The sequence below is a fragment of the Cupriavidus ulmosensis genome, from assembly GCF_977008105.1.
Genome location: NZ_CDRMWP010000001.1, coordinates 4,284,903 through 4,297,833, shown reverse-complemented (window position 1 = coordinate 4,297,833; position 12,931 = coordinate 4,284,903). Strand labels below are relative to the sequence as shown.

The 12,931-nt window shown below is 68.7% G+C and carries 9 protein-coding genes and 1 pseudogene; 8 read left to right on the top strand and 2 right to left on the bottom strand.

Going from position 1 to position 12,931, the window contains the following annotated elements:
- Positions 1 to 4 precede the first annotated feature (4 nt).
- Positions 5 to 1,306, bottom strand: coding sequence for an efflux RND transporter periplasmic adaptor subunit (locus ACWTPI_RS19795; protein WP_029044413.1), 1,302 nt, complete (start codon positions 1,304 to 1,306; stop codon positions 5 to 7).
- 460 nt (positions 1,307 to 1,766) lie between these two features.
- Between ACWTPI_RS19795 and ACWTPI_RS19790 the strand changes: the two are divergent.
- Positions 1,767 to 2,459 (top strand): annotated as a pseudogene (locus ACWTPI_RS19790) (TetR family transcriptional regulator); the annotation flags it as partial.
- A gap of 193 nt (positions 2,460 to 2,652) precedes the next feature.
- Here ACWTPI_RS19790 and ACWTPI_RS19785 read toward each other — a convergent pair.
- Positions 2,653 to 3,759 carry an ABC transporter substrate-binding protein gene (locus ACWTPI_RS19785; protein WP_059410973.1) on the bottom strand — a complete coding sequence of 369 codons (1,107 nt, stop codon included), beginning with the start codon at positions 3,757 to 3,759 and terminating at the stop codon, positions 2,653 to 2,655.
- A gap of 281 nt (positions 3,760 to 4,040) precedes the next feature.
- Here ACWTPI_RS19785 and ACWTPI_RS19780 point away from each other — a divergent pair, with 281 nt between their 5' ends.
- The 7 genes from ACWTPI_RS19780 (at position 4,041) to ACWTPI_RS19750 (ending at position 12,858) form a co-directional block, all read left to right on the top strand.
- A complete protein-coding gene (locus tag ACWTPI_RS19780) occupies positions 4,041 to 4,715 on the top strand; it encodes a response regulator (RefSeq protein WP_029044414.1) in 675 nt (224 codons plus the stop codon).
- Positions 4,715 to 6,238: a sensor histidine kinase gene (locus tag ACWTPI_RS19775; protein ID WP_454732408.1), complete on the top strand. Its 1,524-nt coding sequence runs from the start codon at positions 4,715 to 4,717 to the stop codon at positions 6,236 to 6,238. Before ACWTPI_RS19780 ends, ACWTPI_RS19775 begins: the two co-directional genes overlap by 1 nt.
- Positions 6,239 to 6,624: 386 nt before the next feature.
- The gene (locus ACWTPI_RS19770) at positions 6,625 to 7,254 is read left to right on the top strand and encodes a hypothetical protein (protein ID WP_454732407.1); all 630 of its coding nucleotides are present in this window, start codon (positions 6,625 to 6,627) and stop codon (positions 7,252 to 7,254) included.
- 265 nt (positions 7,255 to 7,519) lie between these two features.
- The gene (locus ACWTPI_RS19765; protein ID WP_020424049.1) at positions 7,520 to 8,488 is read left to right on the top strand and encodes a Bug family tripartite tricarboxylate transporter substrate binding protein; all 969 of its coding nucleotides are present in this window, start codon (positions 7,520 to 7,522) and stop codon (positions 8,486 to 8,488) included.
- 233 nt (positions 8,489 to 8,721) lie between these two features.
- Entirely contained in the window at positions 8,722 to 9,195 is a 474-nt protein-coding gene (locus tag ACWTPI_RS19760; RefSeq protein WP_020207074.1) for a tripartite tricarboxylate transporter TctB family protein, read from the top strand.
- 13 nt (positions 9,196 to 9,208) lie between these two features.
- Positions 9,209 to 10,726 (top strand): tripartite tricarboxylate transporter permease, encoded by a 1,518-nt coding sequence (locus ACWTPI_RS19755; RefSeq protein ID WP_059410952.1) that lies wholly within the window; start codon positions 9,209 to 9,211, stop codon positions 10,724 to 10,726.
- Positions 10,727 to 11,922: 1,196 nt separating this feature from the next.
- On the top strand, positions 11,923 to 12,858 hold the full coding sequence (locus tag ACWTPI_RS19750) for a patatin-like phospholipase family protein (protein WP_370552788.1): 936 nt from the start codon (positions 11,923 to 11,925) through the stop codon (positions 12,856 to 12,858).
- The last annotated feature ends 73 nt before the right edge of the window (positions 12,859 to 12,931 follow it).

Below are 12,931 nucleotides of genomic sequence, written 5' to 3'. Positions count from 1 at the left end.
GTGATTAGCCTTGCTTGGCGCCGGCCTGCTTGTCTGCCTTGCCGGCCGCCTTGCCGTCCGCCTCCGCGGCGACCGCCGCCGGCGCCGAGGCGCCCGCGCTGGCCGGCTGCGCGGCCGGTTCGGAAGCGGCGGTGACAGGCGCGGCGGCGGGGGCGGCAACAGGCGCGGCAGCGGGCGCCGCGAACGGCACGGCCTTGGCGGGCGCGCCCACCTTGACCTTCTGCAGGCCCTCGACGATCACCTTCTCGCCGCCCTTGAGGCCTGCGGTGACGATCCAGTTCTCGCCGACCGCCTGGGGCGCCGTGACCGGCAGCGAGGCCACCTTGCCGTCGCCGCCCACCACCAGCACCGAGGCGCCCTGCGCCGTGCGCACCAGCGCGCGCTGCGGCACGGTCAGCGCGTTCTCGTCCACGCCCTGCTCGATCTTCACGCGCACGAAGGTGCCCGAGAGCAGCTCGCGGCGGGGATTGGCGAACTGCGCGCGCAGCGTGATGGCGCCCGTGGTCGGGTCGACCGTCATGTCGGAGAACAGCAGCTTGCCGGTCTGCTCGTACTCGCGGCCGTCCTCGATGAACAGGTGCACGCGCGCGCCGCCGTCCACGCCCTTGACCTGGCCGCTGCCGATGGCGCGCTGCAGCTTCATCACTTCGCTGGCGGGCTGGGTGAACGTGACCCAGATCGGGTCGACCTGCTCGACCGTGGCCAGCTTGGTGGCCTCGCCGCTGCCGACCAGCGCGCCTTCCGTCACCAGCGCGCGGCCCACGCGGCCGCCGATCGGCGCGGTCACGGCGGTGTAGCCGAGGTTGATCTGCGCGGTGGTGACGGCGGCCTTGGCCGAGGCGATGTCGGCGGCGGCCTGGCCGGCGGCGGCCACGGCTTCGTCGTACTCCTGCTTGCTGACCGCGTTCACGGCCACCAGCGGCTTGTAGCGCTCGGCCTTCTGGCGCGCGGCCACGGCATTGGCCTCGGCGCGCGCCAGGCTCGCCCTGGCCGATTCGAGCTGGGCCTGGTACGGCGCCGGGTCGATCTTGAACAGCAGCTGGCCGGCCTTGACCTCGCCGCCTTCGCGGTAGTTGCGCGACAGCACGATGCCGGCCACGCGCGCGCGCACCTCGGCGGTGCGCACGCCTTCGAGGCGGCCCGGCAGTTCATTGATGACCGACACCGTGGTCGGCGTCACGGTGACGACGCCCACTTCGGGCGGCGGCATGGCGCCGCCCTGCGGCTGCTTGTCGCCACAGGCGGTGAGCGCCAGCGCCGACAAAACGGCAGCGGCAACGCAGGTAATACGTTGGGACTTCCTCATCGATAACCCCATGATGGCAATTTGAGATCGGCCGCATGCGCTTCCGGCAGCGTGCGCGGATACGGCGCGGCCCGCCGGCCGGCAAAGGCCGGCGGCGGGCATAAAGAGTGCTGCTGGTCACTTACGGGCGCGCTGGCGCTACGCGTGTGACAAATGGAAAAACCGGGCCACGGCACGCCGGCGGGACGCCGCGGAAAACCGCCCGCCACGGCAGGACGGGCGCGGAAATCGCGGCGCCGCTTCAGCCCGCCCGGGCTGGCTGAACGTCAGGCGAACGCGTATTATAGATACATTCGCGCATGTATGTAAGTGTCTGTTGCAATGCGGCGATAATTGCCCCATATATCAGCGGCCCGGCGAAGGCCGCGCGCGCTAGCGCATGCCCGTGCCCGGCGGCGCCGTCGACTGCACCCGGGAGAGATAACAGACCGGCCAGACCTGGCCGGCAGCCGAGAACATCATGGCCAGACGCACCAAGGAAGAGGCGCTAGAAACGCGCCACCGCATTCTCGACGCGGCGGAAGCCGTGTTCCACGCCCGCGGCGTGGCACGCCCGTCGCTTGCCGACATCGCCGAGGCCGCCGGCGTGACCCGCGGCGCCATCTACTGGCACTTCAAGAACAAAAGCGACGTGTTCGCCGCCATGTCGGACCGCGTGCACCTGCCGCTCGAGGCGCTGTGCGAGCCCGAGCGCATCGCCAGCAAGGAAGACCCGCTCGGCAGCATCCGCGACATCTGCGCGTTCGCGCTGCGCCAGACCGTGGAAAACCCGCAATGGCGGCGCGTGTTCGAGATCGTCTTCCACAAGTGCGAGATGGTCGAGGAGAACGGCGCCATCTTCCAGCGCCAGCGCCAGTCGCACCAGGAAGGCACGGTGAAGATGCGCGACCACCTGCGCCTGGCGGTGGACCGCGGCCAGCTGCCGGCTGACCTCGACCTCGACCTCGCCGTCAATGTCTTCCACGCCTCCATCGGCGGCATGCTGTCGCACTGGCTGTTCGCGCCGGAGGACTTCGACCTGGAGACCAACGCCGCGCGCGTGTCGGATGCCTTCATCGACACGCTGCGGCTGTCGCCGGCCCTGCGCAAGGGCTACGTGGCGCCGCCGGTGGCCGCGCTGAACGAGGAAATCGATTCGATGTGCCAGGAAGCCCAGGCCAAGGAAGCCAAGGAGGCGGAGCAGGCCGCGTCGAAAGCTGCGCCGAAGGCGGCACCGAAGCCGGCCCGGAAGGCCGCCTCGAAAACGGCAGCGAAGACAGCCCCGGAAACCACGCCGAAAGCCACCGCCAGGCCTGCGCGCGGCACGAAGGCCGGCTGAGGCAGCCCCCGCCCAGCCACCCGTTCCGTCAGCCGCGCGTGGCGTCGCGCCAGCGCGCGAAGAAGGCGCGCTTGCGCAGCGTGTCCTGCGCCGCCAGCAGGCCGGGGCCCACGCTGATCGGCTTGAGCGCGTAGCCCAGCCGCTCGGCCAGCGCCGCCGCGGTGTGCACGCTGTCGGTGTCGGTGCGGATGGTGTAGAGCTGCGAGGCGCTCTGCCCCAGCACGGTCTGGCCCGCGCGCGACAGCAGGAAGTCCAGCCACAGCCGCGCCGCGTTGGGATGCGCCGCGCGGCGCGCGATGAAGGCCACGCGCGACATCACCAGCGTGTAGTCGCGCGGGGCGATCACGTCGATCTCCGCGCCGCGCTCCATCAGCGACAGCGCATACGAACCCAGCAGGTTGTAGCCCATCACGAACTCGCCCGAGGCGATGCGCTCGATCATGTTCGCGGTGGAGGCCGACAACTGCACGCCGCAGCGCCCGAGCGCCTGCGCCAGGTACCAGAACTCGTCGCCCATGCGCGCGTCCTGCTGCGCCAGCAGGTAGCCCACGCCCGATTTCTCCACGTCGTAGGTCACCACGCGCTGGCGCCAGCGCGGCGTGTTCTCCTGCAGCAGCCGCGCCAGCCCGGTGCGGCTGCGCGGCGTCTGCATGCCGGCGAAATGGCGCCGGTTGTAGACGATCACGGCCGGCTCGAAGGTGGTGCCCCAGGCCTCGTCGCGCCACGCCGCCCAGGCCGGCAGCCCGGCGCGCTCGGGCGAGGCGTAGCGCAGCGCGTGGCCGTCGTTGACGAGCTTGATCTGCAGGTCCATCGCCGTGCTCCACAGCACGTCGGCGGTCTCGGCGCCGGGCGGCTCGCCGGCGGCCAGGCGCGCGCCTTCGGCCAGGAAGCCGTCGTTGAGCTCCACCGTGTTGAGCTCGCGGTAGCGCACCCTGATGCCTGGGTAGCGCGCCTCGAAGGCGCTCACCAGCGGCTGGGCGATGTCGGCGTCGGTGGAGGCGTGCACGTTGACCGCGCCTTCGCGCAGCGCGCGCGCGATGATCTCGGCATAGCTCTGTGGATAACCAGGCGGCACCGGCGGCGCGGACTGCGCGCGCAGCGGCGCGCTCAGGCCCGCGCTCCACGCCGCGCCCAGCGCCGCGGCGCCGGCCAGCACGCGGCGGCGGCGCCGGCTCGGCGGCGCGGCGGCGCCCGGCGCGGACGGGCCGGCCGGGGCGGAAGAGAGGGCGTGGGCGGGGGGCAACTTGCGCAAGGCTGGAACCATCGTGGCTGACATCGCTGCCTGGCAGGGCCCTGGCGCGCACGCCGCGCCCGGCCCGGGGCGGAGGTATTATAGGCGCCCGCGGCCAGTCCCCCGCGGCGGCCGCTGTGCCGCATTGTGAACAACGGACGCTTATCGAGCATGGGAGGACCGGCGTGCGCCTGTTGCTGGTGGAAGACGAAATCGAGCTGGCGCGCTGGGTGGCGCGCGCGCTGGAGCAGGGCGGCTTCGTGATCGAGCACGTGGCCGACGGCCTGCAGGCCGAGGCGCGGCTGATCGCCGAGGAATACGACGCGGTGGTGCTGGACCTGCGCCTGCCCGGCAAGGACGGCCTGTCCGTGCTCAAGTCCATGCGCGGGCGCGACGACCGCACCCCGGTGCTGATCCTGACCGCGCAGGACACGCTCGACGAGCGCGTGCGCGGCCTCAACCTCGGCGCCGACGACTACCTGCCCAAGCCGTTCGCCATCGCCGAGCTGGAGGCGCGCATCCTGGCGCTGATCCGGCGCAGCCGCGGGCGCGCCCATCCGCGCCTGCAATGCGGCTCGCTGGTGTTCGACGGCGAGACCCGCAGCTTCACGCTCGGCGGCGCGCCGCTGGCGCTCACCCCGCGCGAGTCCACGCTGCTGGGCGCGCTGCTGGCCAGGAGCGGCCAGCCGCTGACCAAGGCGCAGCTGCTCGACAAGGTGTTCTCGCTCGACGCCGACGTCAGCCCCGATGCCATCGAAGTGCTGGTCTACCGCCTGCGCAAGAAACTCTCCGGCCACGGCGTGACCATCGTCACGCTGCGCGGCTTCGGCTACCTGCTGGAACCGGAAGGGCCGGCCTGATGCTGCACCGCCTGCCCCGGCACTGGCTGCGGCGCTGGCTGCAGGGCAGCCTGCGCCGCCAGTTGCTGGTCCTGCTGGTGCCGGCGCTGGCGGCGATGATGGCGCTCGACACCTGGCTGACCTACGGCACGCTGCGCGACGCCGCCAACGCCGCCTACGACCGCTCGCTGTACGGCTCGGTGCGCGCCATCGACAACGCCATCGGCATGGCCGGCGAGAGCGTGCAGATCGCGCTGCCCGACGCGGCGATGGAAATGTTCGAGACCGCCACCCAGACCCACGTGTTCTACCGCGTCTCGCTCGAGCGCAACGGCCAGGTCGAGACCGTCACCGGCTACGACGACCTGCCGCTGCCAGCCGGCGCGCTGGCCAGCAACCAGCCGCGCTTCTACGACGCCGACTACCGCGGCGACCCGGTGCGCATCGCCGCGCTGGCGCACCCGGTCTACCGGCCCAACGCCAACATGCGCGTGATCGTGCAGGTGGCCGAGAGCGCCGAGCCGCGCCTGGACCTGATCGCCACCGTGTGGCGCGGCGCGCTGGCGCGCGACGTGCTGCTGATCCTGGTCAGCGCGGGCGTGCTGGTGGCCGGCATCACCTATGTGCTGCGCCCGCTCGCGCGCGTGCGCGACGACGTGCAGGCGCGCCGGGCCGAAGACCTCACGCCGCTGGCCTTCGACCACGTGCCGCTCGAAGTGCGCCCGCTGGTGGACGCGGTCAACCTGCACGTGTCGCGCTCCAGCGCGATGGCGCAGGCGCAGGCGCAGTTCATCGCCGACGCCGCGCACCAGTTGCGCACGCCCCTGGCCATCCTCAAGACCCAGGCCGAGTTCGCCCAGCGCCAGTTGGGCGCCGGCGCCGATCCGGCCCACGCGCCGCAGGCCGCGCGCGAGGCCGTGGGCGGCATCGTCACCCAGCTGGAGCAGGCCGCGCGCCTCACCAGCCAGCTGCTGGCGCTGGCGCGCGTGCGCCAGCATCCGGGCAGCGACAGCCCCGGCGACGCCGAGCCGCCGCCGCTGACCGACGCCGTGGCGGTGGCCGAACAGGTCGCGCTGGACTACCTGCCGCTGGCGCGCGGCAAGCAGCAGGACTTCGGCTGGGAACGCCCCGCCGGGCTGGCGCTGCCGGTGCGCGCCGACGCCGCGCTGCTGCGCGAGGCGTTCGCCAACCTGGTTCACAACGCCATCCAGTATTCACCGCGCGGCAGCCGGATCACGCTGTCCGCGGCGCGCGCCGGCGACGTTGCCCGCCTTGTCGTCGAGGACGACGGGCCCGGCATTCCCGCCGAAGAACGCGAGAAGGTGTTCGCGCGCTTCTACCGGCGCGTGGGCAACACCGAACCCGGCTCCGGCCTCGGGCTGGCCATCTCGCGCGAGATGGCGGCGCGCTTCGGCGGCACGGTGGAACTGGGCGAGGGCACGCAGGGACGGGGGGTCCGGGCGGTGTTGGGGTTGCCGGTGGGGGAGGGGGGAAGGATTGGAGTCGAAGTCTTTGAAAGACTAGAATCAAAATCAAAGGCTTAACTTCAAAGTCAAAGACTTAACGTCAAAGTCAACATCAAAGTCAAAGGCTTTCGCTCCCCCGGAGCGACCTACTTTCTTTTCCCCGAAAAGAAAGTAGGCAAAGAAAGCGGGCTGCCTGGCCGGCAGGGGCAGAAACGTTGGGGTTTCTTGTTGTTGGTGGTTTCGTCGTGGGGCCTGTAGTTCTGCTGGCATCCTGCCGTTACCGGTTCGGCTGGCCACGATCTGGCTGGCGGTATGGGTTGCGGGGTCAGACCTATGATGGCCGGCGCACTGCTGGTTCGCGCATCTGCCGTTACCGGTGCTGGCGGTCACGGCGTAGCACCGGCACTGGTTTCGTGGTGGGCGCAGTGGACCCCACGCGGGTGTGCGGGGTTGCTGGAACCGGATTGCCTCTCAAGTCAAAACCATTTGGCACTGAGATCGAATGGGGGCCACCACGCCCACCACGAAACCAGCACCGTTCCTATGCCGTATGCATTTGCCCCGGTCGCGGCAGCAGCCCGAAGGGCCTGGGCCACCGCCATCATGCAGTGCCACCACGAATCGAACACCACCCGAGAGACAGTGGCCGCCAAAACCGGTACCGGCAGAATCCCAGCAGAACCACCGCCACCACCACGAAACCAGCAACACTAGAAATCCCAACGTTTCTGCCCCTGCCGGCTAGGCAGCCCGCTTTCTTTGCCTACTTTCTTTTCGGGGAAAAGAAAGTAGGTCGCTCCGGGGGAGCGAAAGCCTTTGACTTTGATGTTGACTTTGACTTTGACTTTGACTTTGACTTTGAAGTTGAAGTTGAAGTTGAAGTTGAAGTTGAAGTTGAAGTTGAAGTTGAAGTTGAAGTTGAAGCCTTTGACCTTGAAGTCGACTTTAGCATTTTAAAGACTCTAAATTTAACCCTCCAAAGCCAACGCCCCACCATTAAAAAAACCCAGAAAACACCCCCAGCCCCCAAATGTCCACACATTCACCCCCACGTAAACCCCACCCCTTTCCCTGTCAAATTGACAGCCTTTTGACAGTTTCCCCCACCTAGAATCCCCCCCAATGGCTCATAAGAGCCAGATCCGCGCAATCCACCGCACGGAAAGAACTCAAAGAACAAGTCCGGCCATGCACGCGCAGCGGCGGACAGGAGACGAGCCCTTCGCCCCCCGGCGTGCCGGGGGTGTCTTCCTGCCCCGCGCCAGCGCCACACCAGCCGGGCGCCCCGGTCCGGACCGCGCCAGGCACCGCATGCCATGCCCGGCCGCCGGCAACCTTCAAGACAAGCAGGAGACCGATATGCGCCGCTCGATTCACCGCTTCGCCCACGCCGTCATGGCTTCGGCCGCGCTGGCCGCCACCGTGGCCGCCGCGCCCGCGTTCGCGCTCGACAACGTCAAGTTCATGATCGGCGCCAACCCGGGCGGCGGCTACGACCAGACCGGCCGCTCGCTGGGCGCCGCGCTGGTGGCCGCCGGCGTGGCCAAGACCGCCGCGTACGACAACAAGGGCGGCGCGGGCGGCGTCATCGGCCTGACGCAGTTCGTCAACACCGACAAGGGCAACCCCAACGCGCTGATCGTCACCGGCGCGGTGATGGTGGGCGCGATCGAGACCAACAAGCCGCCGGTCACGCTCAAGAACGCCACGCCGGTAGCGCGCCTGTACGCGGACACGATGGTCATCACGGTGCCGGCCAACTCGCCGCTGAAGTCGGTCAAGGACCTGACCACGCAGCTCAAGGCCAACCCGGGCAGCGTGAGCTGGGGCGGCGGCTCCAAGGGTTCGATCGACCACATCCTGGCCGGCCTGATCGCCAAGGACATCGGCGTGGATCCGAAGAAGGTCAACTACGTGCCGTTCCAGGGCGGCGGCGAAGCGTCGGCCTCGATCCTGGGCGGCCACGTGACCGTTGGCATCGCCGGCGTGTCCGAGTTCCTGCCCTTCATCAAGAGCGGCAAGATGCGCGCGCTGGCGGTGACGTCGAAGGAACGCACCGCCGACATCCCCACGCTCAAGGAGCAGGGCGTGAACGTGGAGATCTACAACTGGCGCGGCGTGTATGGCGCGCCCGGCATCACCGCCGAGCAGCGCAAGGCGCTGGTGGACGCGGTGGTCAAGGCCACCGAGACGCCGACCTGGAAAGAGGCGCTGACCCGCAACGACTGGACCCCGTTCCTGCTGACCGGCGACGAGTTCGGCAAGTTCGTGGACGGCGAGTCGGCGCGCCTGGGCACCACGCTGCGCGAGCTGGGCGTGGCGAAGTAAGTTCCGTGCCGGCGCGCGCGCCGGCATGACGGCGCCGCCGCGGTGTCGCTTTGCCGTTTCACCTGTCGGCCCCGCCTGCGGCGCACCGTGACGCCTGGTGCGCATGCGGCAGGCGGGGGCCCGGTGTCCACCACCTGCGATAGCCAGCACCAGACCATCAGTCGCCGGGCCCCCGCCGCGCGGGGACGACAAACCGCGGCCGGCCAGCGCGCCGCCGCCTGAAGGAGCCCTTGATGAAACCCTCGCACCTGGCGATCGGCATTGCCGTATTGCTGCTCTCGCTGTTCTTCTTCGTCGGCCTGCCGGGCATCTCCGGCGACGAAGGTTATGCCGGGCTGTCGCCGCGCTTCATGCCCACGCTGGTCGCCATCGGCCTGGCCGTGTGCGGCGCGGCGCTGACCTGGCAGGGCATCCGCGGGGGCTTTCGCAACATGCCCGAGGAAGACGCGGAGCTGCCCTCGGCACCGCACAACTTCCGCGGCTTCCTGTGGGTCGCCGCCGGGCTGGTGGCCAACATGGCGCTGATCGGCACGCTCGGCTTCGTGCTGGCCTCGACGCTGCTGATGATCTGCGTGGCGCGCGGCTACGGCAGCAAGCGCTTTGTGCGCGACGGCTTCATCGGCCTGTGCATCACGCTGCCGATGTGGGCGCTGTTCGAATTCCTGCTCGGCATCAACCTGCCGCTGCTGCCCGTCGCCGGGTTCTGACCGGAGCTGACTCATGGACACTCTCAACCTGCTGATGCACGGCTTCGCCGTGGCCATCACCCCGATCAACCTGATGTGGGCCCTGGTGGGCTGCTTCCTCGGCACCGCCATCGGCGTGCTGCCCGGCATCGGCCCGGCGCTGACGGTGGCGATGCTGCTGCCGCTGACCACCAAGGTGGAGCCGACCGCCGCGCTGATCATGTTCGCCGGCATCTACTACGGCGCCATGTACGGCGGCTCGACCACCTCCATCCTGATGAACACGCCGGGCGAATCGTCGACGATGGTCACGGCGATGGAAGGCAACCTGATGGCCAAGAGCGGCCGCGCCGGCCCGGCGCTTGCCACCGCGGCGATCGGCTCGTTCGCGGCGGGCACCATCGCCACCGTGCTGCTGTCGATGTTCGCGCCGGTGGCGGCGGACGTGGCGCTGCAGTTCGGCCCCGGCGAGTACTTCATGATCATGCTGCTGGCCTTCACCACGGTGTCCGCGGTGCTGGGCTCGTCGCTGCTGCGCGGCATGACCAGCCTGTTCCTGGGGCTGGGCATCGGCCTGATCGGCATGGACTCGCTGTCGGGCCAGACGCGCTACTCGATGGACGTGCAGGAGCTCTACGACGGCATCGACATCGTGGTGGTGGCGGTCGGCCTGTTCGCGGTCGGCGAGGCGCTGTTCAACGCCTTCTTCCCGCAGCCCGACGGCAGCTTCAACAAGCTCAGCAGCGTCATGATGACCAGGTCGGACTGGAAGCGCTCGGTGCCGGCGTGGATCCGCGGCACCCTCATCGGCTTCCCGTTCGGCCTGATCCCGGCCGGCGGCGCGGAGATCCCGACCTTCCTGTCGTACGCCACCGAGAAGAAGCTGTCCAGGCACAAGGACGAGTTCGGCACGGTCGGCGCGATCGAAGGCGTGGCCGGCCCCGAGGCCGCCAACAACGCCGCCGTCACCGCCACGCTGGCGCCGCTGCTGACGCTGGGCATCCCCACCTCGAACACCACCGCGATCCTGCTGGCGGCGTTCCAGAACTACAACCTGCAGCCCGGCCCGATGCTGTTCCAGACCTCGGGCGACCTGGTGTGGGGCCTGCTGGCCTCGCTCTACATCGGCAACGTGATGCTGCTGGTGCTGAACCTGCCGGCCATCGGCCTGTGGGTGCGCATGCTGCGCATTCCCACGCCGCTGCTGTACGGCGGCATCCTGATCTTCGCGGGGCTGGGCGCGTACGGCATCCGCCAGTCGTGGTTCGACCTGCTGCTGCTGTTCGTGATCGGCGTGCTGGGCATGGCCATGCGGCGCTTCGACTTCCCCACCGCGCCGGTGATCGTCGGCATGATCCTGGGGCCCATCGCCGAGAAGCAATTGCGCAACGCGCTGTCGATCAGCCAGGGCGACTGGTCGATCTTCGTGACCCAGCCGATCTCGGCGACCATCCTGGCGATGACCGTGGCGGTGGTGGTGATTCCGAGGGTGCTGGGGTGGCTGGCGCGGCGCGCCGCGCGGCGTGGGGGGGTGGTGGACGCGGCGGGTTGAGTTGGCTTGCCGCGTGGCGGCGGGGTGATTATGTTGGCGAAGCCTGACACTTTTGCGGTGTTGGGCTTTTTTTATTGGTTTATTGGGGGAGGGTTCTTTAAAGATTGGGTTCGGCTTGAGAAGCGGCTTCAAAGTCAACTTCTTAACGTCAAAGTTAAAGTCAAAATCAACTTCAAAGTCAAAGTCAAAGTCAAAGGCTTTCGCTCCCCCGGAGCGACCTACTTTCTTTTCCCCGAAAAGAAAGTAGGCAAAGAAAGCGGGCTGCCTGGCCGGCAGGGGCAGAGCCGAACAGGGATACGAGGGTTATTGGTTTCGTGGTGGGGCCTGCGGTTCTGCTGGCATTCTGCCGTTACCAGCTTTTGCGTCCACGTTCTTTCGGGTGGTGTTCGATTCGTGGTGGCGCTGCATGATGGCGGAGGCCCAGGCCCTCCGGGCTGCTGCCGCGACCGGGGCGGATGGGTGCGTCATAGGGGCGGTACTGGTTTCGTGGTGGGCGCGGTGGCTCCTGTTCGAGCGCGGTGCCGAACGGTTTCGACTTGAGAGGTAGTCGGGTTCAAAGCAACCCAACACACCCGCGCCGGATCCACCACGCCCACCACGAAACCATGCCGGTGCTACGCCGTGACCGCCCAAACCGGTAACGGCAGATGCTCGAACCAGCAGTGCGCCCGCCATCATAGGTCTGACCACGAAACCACTACAGCCAGCAGTGTCGTGGCCGCTCGCACCGGTACCGGCAGAATGCCAGCAGAACCGCAGGCCCCACCACGAAACCAATAACCCTCGTATCCCTGTTCGGCTCTGCCCCTGCCGGCCAGGCAGCCCGCTTTCTTTGCCTACTTTCTTTTCGGGGAAAAGAAAGTAGGTCGCTCCGGGGGAGCGAAAGCCTTTGACTTTGACTTTGAAGTTGATTTTGACTTTGATGTTGACTTTGACGTTCAGCACTTAACTTCGACGTTCAGCCGCTGACTTTGAAGTAGCCTTTGAACGTCAAGACCCAGAAAGAAAAAAGTGCCCCTTTCCCCCCAGAACGCACCACCAGCCCCCCAACAGGGCCCCCTCCCCCCACCCCCTGTATCATTCCCCCAACCCGCGCCGCACCGGCCACCCGAATAGCAGCCCGGCCACCCGGCCACAATCCAGGACCAGGAACAACCTGAACCGCCATGCCAGAGCCGAAGCCGGAATCCGCCCTCATGCCCGTCGGTGCCGACCATGCCCCGCCGCGCGAGCCGGACCGCATGCGCGCCGCGTCGCCGTTCGACCAGGTGGTGTTCGCCGGCGGCGGCAACCGCTGCTGGTGGCAGGCCGGCTGGTGGGACAGGGTGGCGCCCGAGCTGGGCCTGCGTCCGCGCGTGATCGCCGGCATCTCGGCCGGCGCCGCCACCGCGTGCATGATCTACACGCACGACGCGCGCCAGGTCATGGCGTACTACCAGGAGGTGCTGGCCGACAACCGGCGCAACGTCTACTGGAGCAACCTGCTGACGCGGCAGCGCGTGTTCCCGCACTACGGCATCTACCGCGGCGCGCTGCTGAGCATCTTCGCCGATGGCCGCCTGGCGCAGTTGCAGGCCGCGCCCGAGATCCGCGTCGGCGTGGCGCACATTCCGCGCTGGAGCGGGCCGCGCATGGCGGTGCTGGCGGGCCTGGTGGCCTACAACATCGAGAAGCACTGGCTCAGGACGCTGCACCCGCGGCTGGGCCGCAGGCTCGGCTTCCGTCCGGAGTTCGTGCGCGCGCAGGACTGCGGCTCGCCCGAGCAGCTGGCGGACCTGCTGCTGCAGTCGGCCTCCACGCCGCCGTTCACGCCGGTGCTGCGCCGCGACGGCCGGCCGGTGCTGGACGGCGGCATGGTCGACAATGTGCCGGTCGACGCGCTCGACCCGACGCCGGGCAACGTGCTGGTGCTGGTGACGCGGCTCTATCCGCGCCCGCGGCGCTTCGTGCTGCGGCACGGCGGGCAGCGGCGGCTTTATCTGCAACCTTCGCAGCGGGTACCGATCTCGAGCTGGGACTACACCCGGCCCGGCGCGATGATCGCTGCCTACGAACTCGGCCAGCGCGACGGGGAAACCTTTCTGCGCGAATGGCCGTCTGTCATGAAGACGGAGCTCGGCACCACCGCATAGCGTTCTTCGGACGCGCCGGCCGGCCTTGCGGCTCTGTCATCTCGATGTGCAACGCGGCCTTCGCGCCGCCACA

What these genes read in the sequence shown, in the direction of transcription:
- ACWTPI_RS19795 (WP_029044413.1), bottom strand. Translation starts at nt 1,306, where the DNA reads ATGAGGAAGTCCCAACGTATTACCTGCGTTGCCGCTGCCGTTTTGTCG.
- ACWTPI_RS19775 (WP_454732408.1), top strand. Translation starts at nt 4,715, where the DNA reads ATGCTGCACCGCCTGCCCCGGCACTGGCTGCGGCGCTGGCTGCAGGGC.
- ACWTPI_RS19765 (WP_020424049.1), top strand. Translation starts at nt 7,520, where the DNA reads ATGCGCCGCTCGATTCACCGCTTCGCCCACGCCGTCATGGCTTCGGCC.
- ACWTPI_RS19760 (WP_020207074.1), top strand. Translation starts at nt 8,722, where the DNA reads ATGAAACCCTCGCACCTGGCGATCGGCATTGCCGTATTGCTGCTCTCG.
- ACWTPI_RS19755 (WP_059410952.1), top strand. Translation starts at nt 9,209, where the DNA reads ATGGACACTCTCAACCTGCTGATGCACGGCTTCGCCGTGGCCATCACC.
- ACWTPI_RS19750 (WP_370552788.1), top strand. Translation starts at nt 11,923, where the DNA reads ATGCCCGTCGGTGCCGACCATGCCCCGCCGCGCGAGCCGGACCGCATG.